Below are 17,996 nucleotides of genomic sequence, written 5' to 3'. Positions count from 1 at the left end.
TTTCTTACTTTAAATCTTGAAATAACATTTCCTATAAATGAATACAAAAAATCAATTCAATAGCAAAGGGTTCAAATTAGCCACCCTATTTATTTTCACCTTTATTTGGTCTGCAAGTCTGGCCTTGGCCCAGGGTGACAAGCTTCTGTTACAATTCAAAGGCGAGACTGGTGCTGGGCAAGGAAAAAATATCGTCCTGATTAGTGGTGATGATGAATACAGGTCTGAAGAAGGTTTGCCTATGCTGGCAAAAATTCTCTCCAAACACCATGGTTTCAACACCACGGTTCTATTTGCCATCAATCCTGAGAACAATCAGGTAGTTCCAAATTACAAAACCAATATTCCGGGAATGGAACACCTAGAACAAGCGGATTTGGTCATCATTTTGTTGCGTTTTAGGGAACTCCCTGATGAGCAAATGAAATATTTTGATGCTTACCTGAAAACTGGAAAACCTCTTGTAGCCTTGCGAACTTCCACCCATGCATTTGCCTATGGAAAAGACAACAAAAGCCCTTATGCCAAATACCACTGGCAAAGTAAAGTGCCAGGGTGGGAAAAAGGCTTCGGTAAAAAAATATTGGGTGAAACCTGGGTTGCCCACCATGGACATCATGCTGTAGAAGGCACACGTGCCCTTTTAGATGGTATCCAGGTTTCTGCTAAGAACCCCCTATTAAATGGTGTAACTGATATCTGGGCCGCCTCGGATGTGTACACGGTCACCTCCTTAGGAGAAGATGCGGAGGTATTGATTCATGGAGCCTCTACAGCTGGAATGAATGCAGAAGCACCCATCAATTGGAAAAAATCCCTAATGCCTGTGGTGTGGACCAAAAGCTACCAATTAGAAGGAGGCAAGAAAGGCAAAGTGTTTGCCAGCACTTTGGGAGCATCCGTAGACCTTTTGAGCGAAGATCTTCGCCGTTTGATCGTCAATGCCAGCTATTGGGGATTGGGTATGGAAGACAAGATTCCTGAAAAAGCAAAAGTGGACATTATTGGCGATTACGCACCTTCTATGTTTGGTTTTGACAATTTCAGGCTGGGCATGAAGGTCACTGATTTCGAATAATTTTTAAAGCCTAAAATAAAAACATACAATGAACAAGATTGGATTTAACGTCCTGGCATGGTCTGCTTCGGTTTCTGATGAATTAAAACCCATCATCGAAAGACTAAAAGGGATTGGTTATGATGGTGTAGAATTTTTCGTGGGTTCACCTGACGAAATACCTTATAAGGAAATTGGGGAATTCACTGCAAGCGCAGGGCTTGAAAGCAGTACTGTTTTCGTATTGGGCCCCGATGAAAACCCCATAGATGCAGATCCAAAAGTGAGGGCAAAAGCTTTGGACAAAATAAAATGGACCATAGATCGCTCCCATGATCTGGGAGCGAAAATTATATGCGGGCCCTTTCATTCTGCCTTTTCTACTTTTGCCAAAAGATCTCCCAACGAAGATGAATACACTCGAAGTGCCGAGGTATTGCACAAAGCGGGAGAACATGCCAAACAAGCGGGAATAGTTCTTTGCCCAGAAGCATTGAACCGGTTTGAATGCTACCTGTGCAACACCATGGAGCAGTTGCTTCATTTGATCAAAAAAACAGATCACCCCAACGTTCAGGCGATGTTTGATACGCATCATGCAAATATCGAAGAGAAAAACTTGGGAGACGCCATTAGAAAAATAGCGCCTGTTTTGCATCATGTGCACATCAGCGAAAACGACAGGGGCACACCTGGATCAGGGCATGTTCCATGGGATGACACTTTCGCTACTTTAGCTGAGATAAAGTACAAAGGCTGGCTAACCATTGAAGGCTTCACCAGGAATGATCCGGATTTCGCCAATTCAATAGGCGTTTGGAGGGAATTTTCCCAACCATGGGAGATGGCAGAAAATGGCTACAAATTCATTAAAATGATGGGTGAAAAACACGGGCTTTAAGCCCTTTCACCAATATCAGTAACAATCTATTATTAACATTAACCAAAATAACCATACGAAATGTCTGAACTACCCTTTCGCTTCGGCGCAGAAGTTTATACTTGGTTTATGAGCAACAATGGAGAAACCTATAAAGGCCAGCTTGGCCATATGATCGAGGTAATTTCCAAAGCAGGCTTCACCGGTATACAACCTATTTTCACTTGGATGGGCCCATTGGCAAATGCTGATGCTCTTGAAGCAAAGCTTAAAGAGCAAAACATTTCACTAGCCGCAGTAGCCTTGGCCTTGGACTGGAATGGGAACAAAGAAACTGATGAAGAGAAAAAAATTGCTGATGAAGCCATAAAATTATTGTCCCGCTTTCCTGGATCAGTTCTTTGTACGGTACAAATCCCCACAGGGAGACATGAACTTGTTCAGCGCAGGAAAAACCTGGTGGACATCGTCAATACCGTATCGGCCAGAGCCAAAGATCATGGTGTCACAAGCAGCTTTCATCCCAATTCTCCACACACTTCCATCACCAGAACAGAGGAAGACTACAAGGTAATCCTTGAATCACTTGACCCGAAAGTTACTGGCTGGTGCCCTGATGTAGGACACATCATCAATGGCGGCATGGATCCTTTGACCAAAATGAAGGAGTACAAGTCTTTGATCAACCATGTTCATTACAAAGATTGGGACGGAAATCCTGAATTCACCTTGATGGGAAATGGAAAAGTGGAGCTTACTAGCATCACTCAATGGTTAAAAGACGAGAAATTTGATGGTTGGATCATTTGTGAAGACGAGGGTCAAGAGGCTTTGAAAGACCCTGACTTTGTAACTCTTCACGATGGGAAATGGGTGCACGAATCCCTTATTCCAAAATTGAAATAGCCCATGCCAACCATTAAAAGCAATGGAATCAACCTCTATTATGAGGAATGCGGACAAGGAGAGCCTCTGCTTCTGATCATGGGCATCACTGCCCCTGGAGCAGTATGGGAAAAGCACCTGGATCATTGGCAGCAATCCTTCAGGTGTATTATTGTAGACAATCGTGGCGTTGGACGTTCTGACAAACCTGCCGGCCCTTATACTTCAGCTCAAATGGCCGATGACTGTGCGGGATTATTGGCGCACCTTGGTTTGGAAAAAGTAAGGGTAGCTGGTGTTTCTATGGGAAGCATCATTGCACAGGAACTTGCTTTTAGGCATCCTCAACTCGTTAGGTCTATGGTACTGATGTGTCCCTGGGCAAGATGTGACAATACCGCCACAGACATCTTCAAGCATATGGTGGACATCAAGGCCAGGTTAAGACCTGAAGAATTCAGCAGATACATACAACTGCTAATTTTCTCAAAAGCCTCCTTTGACGATGAAGAAAACTATCAAGGAATGCTTGAAGACCGGGAAAATGCGAAAAATGACACCAACCCACAGCCCCTGATAGGGCTTGAAGGGCAGGCTGCTGCCTGTATGGATCATGACATTCTTGAACATTTGCACAAAATTACGCAGCCTGTATTGGTCATCGGAGGAGAAGACGACAAGTTCACCCCGCTGTGGATGACCAGGGAGGTTGCAGGTGCCCTTCTGAATGCTACTTTACACACCTACCCAAAAAGCGGTCATGCTTTCCACTGGGAAAACATAGAAGACTTCAACCCCAGGATAAACGAATGGTTTTTAAAACATTAATTTAAATACTCCACGGCTAATTTTGCAAAAAAATTGGCCGTGTTTTTTTTGGTTATAGCATCTTCTTTTTTTTATAAGAAGGAATATTTTATCAGTTCATCTATATTATGCATAGTTATTGGACTCCCGAGTGGCTCTTCTGGGAATGGGGCTGGTTTATATTCCTTTTTTAAAAGCCACAACATAAAATTGCTTTATTAAATTTTGTTTCATCTGGATAATACCTTTCTGGGGCCATTGATCTAGAAATGTTGGGGGACAAAACCTTTGAAACAAATGGACTGAGCATTGACTACCGTTTGTTTTATAACGAGGATGAAAGGCCTGTGATGATGGGATTGGCAGTAATTATCTTTACCCTTAATTGGCATATTTCTACCTAAAGACTAAAGGTTTCCATTGTACTTACGCAATACTAAGTTTGGAAAAAGCATGACCTGCTTTCCTCCAATGAAAATACCATAAAGGCTGAAGGCAATACCGTTCTTAGAAAACTGGACAGTACAGGATAGTTATTTTGGATAAAAAGCTATCTTTAATGCATGAATCTAACCCTTAATATCGCGCTTCTATTGGCAGGATTGAGCAATGATCCCAAGCCCATAACCTTTGAAAAACAATTGATAGCCATGGAGACTGCTGAATCGGCAGGTGTCTTTGATGTAGACGGAGACGGACAACTCGACATCGTCTCGGGAAGCTATTGGTACAAAGGCCCTGAATTTACCAAAAGACAATTAATCGGTCAGGTAAAGCGGGTTAGCGAATATTTTGATGATTTTTCTACCATTCCAATGGATGTCAATGGTGATGGTAAAATGGATTATGTCACTGGAGGCTGGTTTGGACAGACCCTGTACTGGGCTGAAAACCCAGGGAGCAACAAGGAATGGGCCATTCATGAAATAACAAAACCTGGCAATGTGGAAACTACCCGTGCCTGGGATGTGGACAATGATGGACACCTGGACATTGTACCCAACACGCCCAACCAACCCCTCGCCTATTACACCTTGATTCTTGATGCGGGAGGCAAAGGCACCGGCGAATTTGAAAAACATCCTGTGACGGAAAAGCATGGACATGGCCTTGGATTTGGAGATATAAATGGAGATGGTAGAGGCGATTTTATCGTTCCAGAAGGCTGGCTTGAAGCACCTCAAGACCTCAAAAATGGAAAATGGAAGCTACATGATACCTTTCAACTTGGCGGTGCCAGTGTGCCAATAATAGTAGTAGATGTAAACAAAGACGGTTTAAATGACCTCATCGTAGGACAAGGACATGACTATGGCTTGCACTGGTACGAGCAGGTCAAAAGCGGAGACACCATAACTTTTATAAAACATGCCATCGACCCCTACCAATCTCAATACCACACAATGGAATGGGTGGACATAGACGATGACGGGGAAATGGAACTCGTGACCGGCAAACGCTACCGCGCACACAACGGCAACGACCCTGGAGGAAATGACCATATGGGAATGTATTACTTCAAATGGAACGGCGAGTCATTTACCAAAAACGTGATTAGCTATGGACCTTTTGGAGAAGGCAAGGGGGCAGGTTTGTATTTCTCTGTTGCTGACTTAAATGGCAATGGCATGAAGGACATTGTGGTGGCTGGAAAAGATGGTTTGGTTGTATTTCACAACAAAGGAAGTCGCTAACAACAATAACCCAATTTGACCTGGCTGTTAATTCCAGGTGTTTGAATAATAACTTTTATTTAATAGGCTGCCCTAATCCTTGGTTAGGGCATTCTCTATATTTGATTTTCATTCCGGAAAGAAGACAGTTCAGCTAATATTCTTCTTCCCAGGTATTTTAAACAAACAATAGCTCATGAAAAAACTAATCAGCTTTTGCTGGGCCATCAGTCTCAGCTTTAGCCTAATGGCACAAAACAATGTCGTTGGGTATGTCTATGAAGACAGCAATCAAAATGGAAAAAAGGAACGTCGGGAAAAAGGGATTCCAAAAGTGGCTGTTAGCAATGGCAAAGAAGTAGTGCTAACAGACGATAAAGGAAAATACTCCTTACCGATAGGATCCGATAACATTATTTTCGTTATCAAGCCGAGTGGATTTAAAGTGCCGGTTGGAGAAAACCAGCTGCCGGATTATTATTATATCCACAAGCCAGAAGGCTCACCAGAACTTCAATACAAGGGATCCGCTCCTACCGATAAACTCCCCAAATCACTGAATTTCGCCCTCAATAAAAGCGAAGAGCCTGACAATTTCACTGCCATGGTTTTTGGAGACCCACAACCATATAATACAACAGAACTGGATCAATTCGCCAAAGGTGTTGTAGACAAGGCAAAAAATGAAGGAAATATTAGTTTTGGCATCAGTTTGGGTGATCTGGCAGGTGATGATCTGGATTTACACGCTCCCTATGTGGAGATCCTGAAAAAAACCAGCTGGCATTGGCACAATGTGATGGGCAACCATGACATGAACTACGATGCAAAGGTAGACGAGCATTCTGACGAATCCTTCGAGCGTGTCTTTGGCCCTGCTACCTATTCCTTCAACCATGGAAATGCCCACTTTATCATTTTGGATGACATTCTCTATCCAGATCCAAGAGATGGCAAAGGCTATTGGGGTGGGTTTACAAAAACCCAGCTGGAATTTATAGAAAATGACCTAAAGCATGTTTCAAAGGACAAATTAATTGTTTTGTCTTTCCATATCCCCTTTCTCCATATCAATGAAAATGGTTTCAGGAACAGTGACCGACAAAAGATTTTTGATCTATTGAAGGATTACCACAATGTATTGGCCCTTTCTGCACACACCCATTTGCAACGCCATAATTTCTACACCGAAGAGGACGGATGGAAAGGTCAAAATCCTTTTCATGAGTACAATGCAGGAACCACTTCTGGTGACTGGTATTCAGGAAAAATAAATGAGGATGGCGTACCTGTTTCCACCATGCGTGATGGCACTCCAAAAGGCTATGCCCTATTGCATATAGAAGGCAACCAATACAAAATCGATTACCAGGTAATCGGAGAATCAAAAGAACACCAGATTAAGATCTTTAACCCCAAAGTAGTGGCCAACAATAGAGGCACAGGTTCAGGCATCTTTGCCAACTTCTATATGGGAGATAAAAATGACCTTGTAGAATACAAAATTGACAATGGTCCCTGGAAGAAAATGAACTGGGTAGAAGCCCCTGACCCTTCCTATGTAGCTACTGTTATGGAATGGGACTTAATGGAGGAATTGGAGCCAGGTAGAAGACCATCTAACCCAGTAAATGTCACCCACCTGTGGCGAGGCGGAATCGACACCAAATTACCGGTAGGCAAACATACGATTACCGTAAGGGCCAAGGACATGTTTGGCCGAACCTTTACCGAAACGAGTGAATATACTGTTGCTGAACCAGTGGCTTATTAAACATTAGAGGACTTTTAGAAATTTTAAAATGGTGGCTTAAGTATTAGGAGCAGGACTTCTGATATTTTTGCCACTATTTTTTTATTGATATGGGCTAACTTTTTCAGAACCAAGAATCCTAAAGAAGGACCGATGGTATTCAGTTTTTCAAAAGGGCTGACACGTAAAGCTGAAACATGATAAGAAGGATGGCACATTCATTTTCCCAAATCATGGAAGTCAGGAACTGGGATTAGGTATACAGAAAAAGCTTTTCAACCAAGCTGGAATTTAAGGAGTATACAGATGAAAAAATGGAAAAAGAAAATAGACAATGTTGTAGAAAAAACAGCAACCGGGTTTTCGACATATGCTGAAGATCAAGCCCTATTCTATTCACGACTTCCGAGGAAATCTCTACGCTATATGAGAACCTAATTGAAGCCCTTAATCTCTATTATGAGGAGCTAGGCTACCATTACAACTGCCAATCTAAGGTTAAGAATAGATTTACAACAGTTCTTTCAGTTTTACAAGGTGCTAAATGCAAACTTTCTTGCTAAACGCATAGGCATGAGTCCAAGCCTATTGTCTCAATATGCTAGCGGTAAAAAACTTCCATCTAGCAAACAGACGGAAAAAATATTGCACGGTATCCAGGAAATTGGGAAAGAATTGTCATCTATCAATTTTGTTTAAAAGAATAGAAACATACTATGGATCAGTTAAAATTTGTATTTAGAACTTTATTTCAGAATGAATTCTTGCTGATAATGGGAAAGGAAAATTTCAGCCAACTAAAAATGAGATTTTAAATGATGGTAATTTTCTACCTTTTGTTGTAATTAATATTTAAATTAAGACAACAGAGGAAAACATAGAAATTAAAAATTGAATACAATTTCTGAAAGAAAAGTAATCCTACAAAACAATACGATACATTCTCAACGCCATTGATAAAATTAACTGAATGAAAAAATCGATTGATAAGATTATAGCCACATTGGATTTAGCACCACACCCAGAAGGTGGGTATTTTAAAGAGACTTACAGAAGTTCTGGGGAGATCAACGAAGACAGTTTAGGTGGAAATTATACGGGTAAAAGAAATTATTCAACTTGTATCTATTTTCTATTAACGTCAAATAATTTTTCCGCTTTCCATAGGATAAAACAAGACGAAATTTGGCATTTTTATGACGGCTCTCCAATCAGAATACACACCATATCAGAATCAGGAATACATGAAGAGCACCTTATTGGACGAGATTTAATTAAAGGCGAAGTCCCTCAATTTATCGTTCCTGGAGGTTATTGGTTTGGTGCAGAGGTAATCCATATGAATTCCTATACTTTGGTTGGCTGCACAGTCTCTCCGGGATTTAGCTTTGTAGACTTTGAACTTAAAACCAGAATAGAGCTAACTGATTTTTTTCCACAGCATAAAAAAATTATCGCTAATTTAACACATAAGTGAAAATCAAAAATTAACATTATAGGCTTAAAAAGCCTTAACTAAACCCTATTTCACTCCAAAACCTACAATAGCAAAGCTATTATCTAATACAGCCATATAACCAGATCATCTTTGTGTTTTAATTTTAGGATGATTGCCACTTCTTGTACCAATAATAATCTTCCTCCATCACCTATGAACAGTTTACCACTAAAATTCCGCTTTTCCCTACTCGCCTTGACTTTGCTGCTACTCAGCAATTGCAGCCCTCCACAGCAACAAATTGAGGAGAAACCAAATATCTTATTTATTGCGGTGGATGACATGAATGACTGGGCAGGCTTTTTGTCTGGTCACACGGGCATGAAAATCCACACCCCCAATATAGACCGACTGGCTGCGGCTTCAATGATTTTCACCAATGCCCATACCCCGGCTCCGGCCTGTGCGCCGACTAGAGCGGCTATACTCAGCGGAGTTCATCACGCCCGTTCTGGAGCCGAAAACGTGTACTGGGGAGACGGCCCTAAATGGCGGGAATTTGATGCCCTAAAGAAGGTGACTACACTAGAACAATTCTTCAAAAAAAATGGCTATAAAACATTGGGGGCAGGCAAAATTTACCACAGTCAGGCACCACCATGGGCTCCTACGAGTCAGGTAGAACCAGCAAACTGGGATTTTTACTACCCTAGCCCTTATATTTCCCACCCTTATCAGATCCGTGCACCCGAAGAGGTCATTTATCCGGAGGATGTGGACAATGAAAACCGTCCTGGTGGGGGAGCAAATGGCTGGTGGACCTGGGGAGCAATTCCTGTTCCTGATGAAAAAATGGCCGATTTTCATGTAGCTGATTGGGCCAGGTACCAACTCGGGCAGCAACATGACAAACCCTTTTTCTTGGCCGTAGGGATGTGGAAGCCGCATGACCCATGGGAAGTTCCGCAAAAATATTTCGACATGTACCCACTGGAAGAAATCGTTTTACCGGAACGAAAAAAAGATGACCTGGAAGATGCTTTCGATCATGGCCGAAGAAGGATAATGAAATGGGTATTGGACAACGATCAATGGGAAAAAATAATCCAGTCCTATGCAGCTTCCATCACCTTCTCTGACGCTATGGTAGGAAGGGTATTGGATGCCTATGAAAATTCTGAACATGCCAACAATACCATAGTTGTTTTATGGTCCGATCATGGCATGCATATGGGAGAAAAAGACAATATCGAAAAATTCACGCTTTGGGAAAGATCTACCAGAGTACCTTTGCTCATTTCTGCACCAGGCATGTCTCTGGGAGGGATGGTATGTGAACAACCGGTAAGTTTAATGGATTTATACCCTACACTGGTGGATTTGACGGGATTTGAGCAACCTTCTCACCTGGATGGAAAAAGTTTAGTGCCACAGCTTAAAGACCCAAATACAATTACATCACCTGTTATATCAAGCTATAAATTCACCAACCAAAAAAAGGATGCAATCATAGGTCATGCCGTGAGAAGCATGCGGTACCGCTATATTTATTATCCTGAAATCAACTTGGAAGAACTTTATGACCACGAAAATGACCCAAATGAATGGGACAATATTGCCTATAAAAAGGGGAATACCCAAGTCATTGATGACCATCGAAAAGTACTATTGGAAATGTTGCCTCAGATGGTTTGGAAAGTAGGCCCCCCTGTTGGTTATTCAATTGACAATGTTGGCAATGTGAAAAAAAATAACTTTGAATCGTTTTGAGAGGATCAATACTTAAAAAACAACAGGAGAGATAGCTACTATTTTGCGACTTATTTTGGGTTTTCCCCCATAAATTATTTTTTGTGTTACAAAAATCACTTTTTGCATCCATCCCAATGTCTCATTTTACGTTATAAAGAGGATCTAGTCCTTACTAGCTAAGCCGATTTCGAAAATATTGGTTAGTAGGATTGGTAAACCAACTTAGGTCGGTATTTTGTCAGTATTGTTGCCTAAAAAAGCAATAATACCACCAAAATCGTATCTTATATATTTCTCTAAACCATGGGTTAAAAATCATGGATATTTATTAAATCGTTATTTCTAGAAAGAGTTGGATGGTTTTTTGCAGGAGAATTTCCTGTTAGGATTAGAAATATTGTAATCCAAAGAATTCAGGCTATTGGAGAATATTAACCTGATGCCACTAGGGTGAATTATCCAAATAGAAAGGATGTGACAAATAGCAGGTATAAAACTAAAAAAATATTATGAAATCAATTTGGAATGGCACCGTCAGCTTTGGGCTTGTCTCAATTCCCATAAAAATGTATTCCGCATCAGAAGGGCGTACCCTCGATTTAGACATGCTTGACAAACATGACCATGCCCGAATCAGGTACAAACGTGTCAACGAAAATACTGGTGAGGAAGTAGCGTATAAAGACATTGTGAAGGGCTATAAAAAAGACGATGCCTATGTCATTTTAGAAAAAGAGGATTTTGAAAATGCCAACATCAAAAAAAGCAAAACCATTGATATCGAAGAATTTGTAGAAGAAACCGAAGTGGCAGATATGCTTTTTAAAAACCCATACTATCTCGAACCGCAAAAGGAAGGTGGGAAAGCGTACAATTTGTTAAGGGATGCATTAAAGAAAACCGGCAAATTAGGTGTCGCAACCTTTGTCATGCGTCAAAAAGAAAATCTTTCACTCATTGGTGTGTATAAAAATGTCATCGTTTTGCATGTTATTCGTTTCGCTGAAGAAATCCGAGACACAAAAGAAATAAAAATCCCAAAATCCAAAACCTCTGATAAGGAAATTGCCATGGCGGAATCCCTTATTGAAAATTATACTGAAAAGTTCAATTTCGAGAAATACAAGGATGTCTATAACGAACAACTGTTGAAGACCATAGAATCTAAATCCACCGGTAAAAAAATTAAGGTTGAAAAAGTGAAAAGTGAACCGACTGCTGCCAAAGATTTGATGGCAAAGCTTAAGGCAAGTCTTGAGCAACGAAAAAAGATGGCCTCCTAAATGGGACTCAAAGCGTATCGACAAAAGCGAAGCTTTAAAGACACACCTGAACCTAAAGATGTGCTTGAAAAAAGCAACCAATCCAGGTTTGTCATCCAAAGACATCGTGCCAGTCATTTACATTACGACCTGCGTTTAGAAATGGATGGAGTTCTCAAAAGCTGGGCAGTCCCTAAAGGACCTTCCATGAATCCCCGAGACAAGCGTCTGGCAGTACAAACCGAAGACCACCCCGTTGCTTATTTAAGCTTTGAAGGGGTCATTCCAAAAGGCAATTATGGCGCAGGAAAAATGACCATTTGGGACGAGGGGAACTACAAAAATTTACACCCACAAAATTCCCTGTCTTCAGACTATAACACTGGGAAGCTAAAAATCATCTTTCAAGGCAGCAAACTCAAGGGAATTTTTACCTTGGTGCGTTCTTCCTCCATGAATAAAAAAGAACAATGGTTGCTCATAAAACATGATGATGCATTTGCCACTGACCTGGATTACGATGCCGAAGATTTTACCGATGAGGCATTTTCTATAAAGGCATTCCAAAGCCCCAAAAAATTAGACCCAAAGACTATTGTAAAACCCATGCTCGCCTCTCCGGGAACGAAAATCTTTAATGATAAGGACTGGATATACGAGTTAAAATATGATGGTTACCGGGCATTGGCTAACATCCATAATGGCAAAGTGGAACTCTATTCACGCAATGGGATTTCTCTCAATGAAAAATTCATCCCCATACAGAGGGATTTAAGGACAATAGCACATACGGCAATTCTCGACGGTGAAATAGTAGTGCTGGACGCTGAAGGACTACCGCAATTTAATGCTTTGCAAAATTATAATGAAGAGACCACCAAAGGAGTATTGGTATATTATGTATTTGATTTGTTGCATCTCAACGATCACGACACATTGGAACTTCCCTTGATAGACCGCAAGCAATTGCTAAAAGAATTGATTCCGGAAGCGACACATCTTCACTATTGCGACCACATCGAAACCATGGGAATAACAGTCTATAACCAAGCCGTAGAAATGGGAATGGAAGGTGTCATCGCCAAAAAAGCCAATTCTAGTTACGACCTAAACCTTCGTTCTCCTCACTGGCTAAAGTTCAAAAAAATTGAAAACACAGAAACCATCCTCTGTGGCTATACGCTTTCCGAGAAAAAATCCCGAAAGTTTGCGTCCTTAATTTTAGGGATGGTGGAAGATGGCCAATTGACCTATGTGGGGACTTGTGGTTCCGGTTTTTCAGAAGAACAGATAAAAGAGTTGTATTACAAGTTTGAAGTACTCAAAACGGAGGAACCAGTGTTCGATATTCGCAAACACCTCAAAGGCCGTGAAGCGGTATGGTTGATTCCTAAACTGATTTGTGAAGTGAAGTTTTCGGAATGGACTTCATCTAAGGTAATGCGCCACCCAGTTTTTTTAAGGTTGCGTGAGGATAAAAATTTGGACTTCGAACAGCATCAAATACCATCTAAAAATCCAACTCCTCAAAAAAAGACACCTGACGAAGAATTTGCTTTGAAAGTGGATGGGATCACCCTCCACATCACACATCCTGAAAAGAGTTATTGGCCAGAATCCGGTTATACCAAATACGATATGTTAGATTATTATATTCAGATGTCTGACATCATCCTACCCTACCTCGTAGACCGTCCTGAAAGCTTGCATCGACATCCCACTGGCATCCATGGCGAATCCTTTTACCAGAAAGACCATGAGCATTTGCCTGACTGGACGGATACCCATACCATTTATTCAACATCTTCTGACAAAGACATCAAATACGTATTATGTCAAAACAAGGCCACCTTGCTGTATTTAAACAACCTCGGATGCATCGAACTTCATCCCTGGCATTCCACCATTTATCAATTGGACCATCCTGATTATGCTATCATCGATTTAGACCCCTCAGATGAGAACACATTCGAACAGGTAATTGAAACGGCATTGGTTGCGAATGACATTTTAAAGTTGGCAGGTATTGAGGGCTTTTGCAAAACCTCTGGTGCATCAGGCTTACATATCTATCTACCCATGGGAGGGAAATACAACTATGAAGAAGCACGTGATTTCACAAAATTAATTTGCTATTATGTCCAGGAAAAACTTCCAAAACTGACCACTTTGGAACGCTCGCTCAAAATGAGAGGCCCAAAAATATATTTGGATTACCTACAGAACCGAAAAGGTCAAACCATCGTTGCGCCTTACAGTTTAAGGCCTCAACTTCATGCTACAGTATCAATGCCATTGCACTGGTCAGAAGTTAAAACCGGATTAAAAATTACAGACTACACCATAAAAACAGTTCCAAACATCATGACTGAAAGGAAAGATAGTTTCAAAGCTGTCTTAGGCAAAGCCATTGATATGGGCAAAGCCATCGAACACCTAAACAATTTAAGTTGACTTTAGAGGTCCAATCACAGGCTTACTGACCTACACCCAGGTCAATTGAATTTTGAGCACCTTTTCATTAGTACCCTGATTTCGAGCCAATTGAATATTAAAAAATCAGTTCCAGTGAGTCTAGAGGAGGCTATAAGGAGATAAATCCAGAGGATTTCTCAAAAAAGTGAGGCTGCCACAGCCTTTCCCCCCACAGTTACCCACCTAAAAGGATTTGCGGTGAAGGTTTGTCTGTTTCAACTCATGACTATTGTTTATTTTGTGGTAGATCGAAAGAATTAGATGGAATTGAACAATTTAATTTCCCATATCTATTGGAAAAAGTGTCACCAGGAAAAACCCCTGACCATGGGATAATCGAGGCATGGCCCTAAAACAAGATTAACCAATTGATTAAAAGTAATTTAATTGTTATATTATTAGAATTTTAAACTACTATCTCTTTTAAAGGAATACCCAAAAGGCTTTATTTCACTTAAAATAACCGGACCAAATATGCCCCTTATTAAATATGCATTTACCCTAGCAATAGTATTTTTCGAATTGGGCTTCGTTGAGGCCCAGACTAAAATTGGTCTGTTTGACAATCATTTGGACATTGGAGCAGTCAAAAATGAAGGGTTTGCCCAATATCAGAAAAACGATCAAACCTATACGATTGGAGGCAGTGGTGAAAACATGTGGTTCGACAAAGATGAATTCCAATACCTGTGGACCACAATTCAGGGTGATTTTATTGTAAGGGCAGAGGTTGCGTTTTTGGGAAAGGGTGTCGACCCTCATCGAAAAGCAGGGTGGATTATAAAAAATGACTTGAATACGGACACTCCTCATGTCAACGCATCTGTTCATGGGGATGGACTGACCGCTTTACAATACCGAAGTACCATCAAAGGTGTTACGGGGGAAAATGTTTCCACCGATAGTCTTCCCGATGTTATCCAGTTGGAGAGGAGAGGAAGTACCTTTATAATGTCGACGGCGAAGTTTGGGCAACCCTTTCGTGAGGTCAAGACAACCAATACAAGTATTAAAAATCAGGTTTATATTGGCCTATATGTATGTGCTCACAATGCTGATATAGTTGAAGTAGTTAAGTTTAGAAATGTCAGAATCATACGTCCTGCAGCCTCTGATTTCAAACCTTATCGAGATTATATTGGAAGCAATCTTGAAGTAATGGAGGTATCAACAGGTCATCGGAAAATCCTACACAGCACGACGAACGCTATACAAGCTCCAAATTGGACTCCGGATGGGAACCATTTAATATACAACGGAGGAGGCCTCCTTTACAAATACCATCTTAGTGAAGAAAAAATAAGTCCATTCAATACGGGTTTTGCTATTAAAAATAACAATGACCATGTGTTGACTTTCGATGGCAGTTTAATGGGCATTAGCAATCACAATGAAGAAGACAACAATCAATCCACCCTGTATTATCTACCCTCAGAAGGAGACTCTATTCCCGTTCGGGTTACACCATCAGGTGCAGGGGATTCTTATTTACATGGTTGGTCGCCGGACAATAAAAAAATGATTTTCACAGGGCATAGAAAAGGACAATATGACATCTACACTACCGAAATCAAAACAGGTATAGAACAACAATTGACAGACCAAAAAACTTTAGATGATGGTGCAGAATACAGCCCAGATGGGGCCTACATTTTCTTTAATTCTGCAAGATCTGGCAAGATGAAAATTTGGAGAATGAATGCTGATGGTGGAAATCAAGTTCAATTGACTGGTGACGAATACAATGATTGGTTTCCTCATGTAAGCCCTGATCAAAAGTGGATTGTTTTTATTTCTTTCCCAAAAGACATTGATCCCAACGATCATCCTTTCTACAAACAATGCTACTTAAGAATTATGCCTTTCAATGGAGGTACGCCCAAAATTGTTGGATATATATATGGAGGTCAGGGATCGATAAACGTACCTAGTTGGTCTCCCGATAGCAAGTCATTTTCTTTTGTCACCAATACCAGGCTTTAAAAAGTATTTACCTCGACTCGAATGATACAATAGACTATCTATCAACTGCTGAAACCGTTAATAATGAAAAAGATCTTTGTCATTATCATCGCTTTTGGAATAATTGCTTGCCAACCTACCTCCGAAACCAATAAAGGGGAAAGGACTGGAGCCTATAGCGGTACATTTAAATATGGCAATTTTTCTGATGAGATTCTCGTGGAAGTAGAAGGCGACACCAACAATATTTCGGTGTTCTTCACAAGTTTAGCGCAAAATGCCAATCGGATTCCGTTTAAAGATGTTGAAACCAAAGGTGATTCGATAAATTTCAGGCTTCAGAGCGATTTTTATACTTACAGTTTCAGAAATAAATGGGTTGACAATTACAGTAAACTTCAAGGCTCCCTTTCTGTCGACACCATTACAACAGAATACATTCTGGAAAAGAAATTTTTGGGTCACACCAAAGCGCCAATAAATGAAGAAATAAGCTTTCAATCCAAGGGAACAAAGCTATACGGTACCATTTGGTACCCTGAAACGACAAGCAATAAGGGAATAGTGATTGTAACTTCTTCTGGAAATGCGGATAGAAGTGCCTCAAGGGCTGAAGCCATTCTCTTTTCACAAATGGGGTTTACTACTTTCCATTATGATAAAAGAGGCACTGGAAATTCTGCGGGCAATTGGGAAGCTGCAACGATGGAGGAACTTTTGTCAGATGATATTAAGGCTATAAGAGAATTTTCTGAAAAAACTGGAATACCATTTAAGGAAATAGGTATAAAAGGAAGTAGTCAAGGAGCAACCAAAATACCATACATTTTAAGTAATCTAACAAATCTATCGTATGGAATTGGCGTAAGTTGTCCAGGAGTCAGCCTTTTAGAAAGCGATTTGAACTATTGGAAAAATAGAAATGCTGAAGCCCTAGGAGATGACTTAGATGAAGCGAGTGCATTGCAACGCAAGGTTTTCGAATTTATCGCTGGAGGACTTTCAAGAACAGATTTGGAAGAGGCACTAAATACTGAAAAATCAAAATCCTGGTTTGCCAATGTTTGGGTGCCAAATTTAGATGAGGTTCAAACCGATGAAAAACTTTATTTCAGTCCGATCCCATACTTTGAAACCAGCAGGCAACCTGTTCTAATCCTCCAAGGGACATTGGATGAAATAATCCCTACCAATAGTCATGAACTCATTTCCAATGCACTTTCGAAATCCAATAAGGGTAATTTCGAAATAATTTTATTAGAGGGAGCTTCCCATTCAATGAACAATATTGGCAAAAGTGATTTCCCCTACTGGACAAAATTGCATCCTGACTATTTAAAAACTATTCAGGAATGGACAAAAACTGTTGCTAATTAAATGATATCCCCTGCTTCGTAAGCTAAAATGGAGTCTCTTTCTACAAAAAACACCCTTGTAAGAGGTCTCTACCTTAAAAAAATTAAAAGAAGTAAGGCCAGACTTGATATCTAATTGGTCTTGGCCAGCATATTTTCGGTCAAAATTTATCCTTAAATGCTCATTAAACGTACAAAGAAATATTAGTGGTTATGCGTTCATTTCCGAATAGGATAGTTTATAACCTGAAAAACAGCACTTAAAACACCACTAATTTGCCTATAAATGATCGTTTGAACTAATTTAATGACTTATGAAAAATTCAATCAAAATGGTTGTAGGACTTTTTCTGCTCTCCTTGACAGCTATGTCCTGTACGGAACTTGAATTAGAAAAAGATGTCCCAAATTGCATCAAACAAAAGATAAGAAAAATACAGAGAGAGAAGGTCCAAAACCCTCCGGCAAGCGTTTGGGAATGGAAAGATGGTGACAATACTTATTACTACTTTACTTCAGATTGTTGTGACCAATTCAACTATTTGTATGACGACAATTGCAATGAGATCTGCGCTCCCGACGGTGGATTTACAGGTGCAGGGGATGGCAATTGCCCTGACTTTAACGCCCAAATAGAAAAAACACTAATCTGGCAAGACGACAGAAATTAAAAAAAATACTGTAAGTTGAAGAAATG

General features: G+C 40.4%; 14 protein-coding genes. All 14 read left to right on the top strand.

The window, feature by feature from the left end; genetic code table 11:
• The first annotated feature begins 37 nt into the window (after positions 1 to 37).
• The 14 genes from AC0L7T_RS04240 to AC0L7T_RS04175 all read left to right on the top strand — a co-directional run bounded on the left by AC0L7T_RS04240 (position 38) and on the right by AC0L7T_RS04175 (position 17,970).
• On the top strand, positions 38 to 1,078 hold the full coding sequence (locus tag AC0L7T_RS04240) for a ThuA domain-containing protein (RefSeq protein ID WP_473341231.1): 1,041 nt from the start codon (positions 38 to 40) through the stop codon (positions 1,076 to 1,078).
• Positions 1,079 to 1,106: 28 nt separating this feature from the next.
• The gene (locus AC0L7T_RS04235) at positions 1,107 to 1,958 is read left to right on the top strand and encodes a sugar phosphate isomerase/epimerase family protein (RefSeq protein WP_473341230.1); all 852 of its coding nucleotides are present in this window, start codon (positions 1,107 to 1,109) and stop codon (positions 1,956 to 1,958) included.
• Between the two features lie 60 nt (positions 1,959 to 2,018).
• Positions 2,019 to 2,843: a sugar phosphate isomerase/epimerase family protein gene (locus AC0L7T_RS04230; RefSeq protein WP_473341229.1), complete on the top strand. Its 825-nt coding sequence runs from the start codon at positions 2,019 to 2,021 to the stop codon at positions 2,841 to 2,843.
• A gap of 3 nt (positions 2,844 to 2,846) precedes the next feature.
• Positions 2,847 to 3,650, top strand: coding sequence for an alpha/beta fold hydrolase (locus AC0L7T_RS04225; RefSeq protein WP_473341228.1), 804 nt, complete (start codon positions 2,847 to 2,849; stop codon positions 3,648 to 3,650).
• 542 nt (positions 3,651 to 4,192) lie between these two features.
• Positions 4,193 to 5,323: an FG-GAP repeat domain-containing protein gene (locus AC0L7T_RS04220; RefSeq protein ID WP_473341227.1), complete on the top strand. Its 1,131-nt coding sequence runs from the start codon at positions 4,193 to 4,195 to the stop codon at positions 5,321 to 5,323.
• A 175-nt stretch (positions 5,324 to 5,498) separates the two neighbouring features.
• Positions 5,499 to 7,076, top strand: a complete 1,578-nt coding sequence (locus tag AC0L7T_RS04215) for a calcineurin-like phosphoesterase C-terminal domain-containing protein (protein ID WP_473341226.1) — start codon at positions 5,499 to 5,501, stop codon at positions 7,074 to 7,076.
• Positions 7,077 to 7,245: 169 nt separating this feature from the next.
• Complete coding sequence (locus AC0L7T_RS04210; RefSeq protein WP_473343347.1) at positions 7,246 to 7,350, top strand: type II toxin-antitoxin system HicA family toxin; 105 nt, start codon at positions 7,246 to 7,248, stop codon at positions 7,348 to 7,350.
• Between the two features lie 675 nt (positions 7,351 to 8,025).
• The gene (locus AC0L7T_RS04205; protein WP_473341225.1) at positions 8,026 to 8,532 is read left to right on the top strand and encodes a cupin domain-containing protein; all 507 of its coding nucleotides are present in this window, start codon (positions 8,026 to 8,028) and stop codon (positions 8,530 to 8,532) included.
• A 174-nt stretch (positions 8,533 to 8,706) separates the two neighbouring features.
• On the top strand, positions 8,707 to 10,263 hold the full coding sequence (locus AC0L7T_RS04200) for a sulfatase (protein WP_473341224.1): 1,557 nt from the start codon (positions 8,707 to 8,709) through the stop codon (positions 10,261 to 10,263).
• Between the two features lie 491 nt (positions 10,264 to 10,754).
• Positions 10,755 to 11,528 carry a non-homologous end joining protein Ku gene (gene ku / locus AC0L7T_RS04195; protein WP_473341223.1) on the top strand — a complete coding sequence of 258 codons (774 nt, stop codon included), beginning with the start codon at positions 10,755 to 10,757 and terminating at the stop codon, positions 11,526 to 11,528.
• Entirely contained in the window at positions 11,529 to 13,961 is a 2,433-nt protein-coding gene (ligD, locus tag AC0L7T_RS04190; RefSeq protein ID WP_473341222.1) for a DNA ligase D, read from the top strand.
• A 495-nt stretch (positions 13,962 to 14,456) separates the two neighbouring features.
• The gene (locus tag AC0L7T_RS04185; RefSeq protein ID WP_473341221.1) at positions 14,457 to 15,965 is read left to right on the top strand and encodes a TolB family protein; all 1,509 of its coding nucleotides are present in this window, start codon (positions 14,457 to 14,459) and stop codon (positions 15,963 to 15,965) included.
• A gap of 63 nt (positions 15,966 to 16,028) precedes the next feature.
• A complete protein-coding gene (locus AC0L7T_RS04180; RefSeq protein ID WP_473341220.1) occupies positions 16,029 to 17,321 on the top strand; it encodes an alpha/beta hydrolase family protein in 1,293 nt (430 codons plus the stop codon).
• A gap of 292 nt (positions 17,322 to 17,613) precedes the next feature.
• The gene (locus AC0L7T_RS04175) at positions 17,614 to 17,970 is read left to right on the top strand and encodes a DUF6970 domain-containing protein (RefSeq protein WP_473341219.1); all 357 of its coding nucleotides are present in this window, start codon (positions 17,614 to 17,616) and stop codon (positions 17,968 to 17,970) included.
• Positions 17,971 to 17,996 lie beyond the last annotated feature (26 nt).

The organism is Cyclobacterium sp. 10D3-21, assembly GCF_055809755.1.
This window is presented reverse-complemented; position numbering and strand designations above follow the sequence as displayed.

Coding starts and splice junctions, on each gene's coding strand:
- AC0L7T_RS04240 (WP_473341231.1), top strand. CDS start 38: ATGAATACAAAAAATCAATTCAATAGCAAAGGGTTCAAATTAGCCACC.
- AC0L7T_RS04235 (WP_473341230.1), top strand. CDS start 1,107: ATGAACAAGATTGGATTTAACGTCCTGGCATGGTCTGCTTCGGTTTCT.
- AC0L7T_RS04230 (WP_473341229.1), top strand. CDS start 2,019: ATGTCTGAACTACCCTTTCGCTTCGGCGCAGAAGTTTATACTTGGTTT.
- AC0L7T_RS04225 (WP_473341228.1), top strand. CDS start 2,847: ATGCCAACCATTAAAAGCAATGGAATCAACCTCTATTATGAGGAATGC.
- AC0L7T_RS04220 (WP_473341227.1), top strand. CDS start 4,193: ATGAATCTAACCCTTAATATCGCGCTTCTATTGGCAGGATTGAGCAAT.
- AC0L7T_RS04215 (WP_473341226.1), top strand. CDS start 5,499: ATGAAAAAACTAATCAGCTTTTGCTGGGCCATCAGTCTCAGCTTTAGC.
- AC0L7T_RS04205 (WP_473341225.1), top strand. CDS start 8,026: ATGAAAAAATCGATTGATAAGATTATAGCCACATTGGATTTAGCACCA.
- AC0L7T_RS04200 (WP_473341224.1), top strand. CDS start 8,707: ATGAACAGTTTACCACTAAAATTCCGCTTTTCCCTACTCGCCTTGACT.
- ku (WP_473341223.1), top strand. CDS start 10,755: ATGAAATCAATTTGGAATGGCACCGTCAGCTTTGGGCTTGTCTCAATT.
- ligD (WP_473341222.1), top strand. CDS start 11,529: ATGGGACTCAAAGCGTATCGACAAAAGCGAAGCTTTAAAGACACACCT.
- AC0L7T_RS04185 (WP_473341221.1), top strand. CDS start 14,457: ATGCCCCTTATTAAATATGCATTTACCCTAGCAATAGTATTTTTCGAA.
- AC0L7T_RS04180 (WP_473341220.1), top strand. CDS start 16,029: ATGAAAAAGATCTTTGTCATTATCATCGCTTTTGGAATAATTGCTTGC.
- AC0L7T_RS04175 (WP_473341219.1), top strand. CDS start 17,614: ATGAAAAATTCAATCAAAATGGTTGTAGGACTTTTTCTGCTCTCCTTG.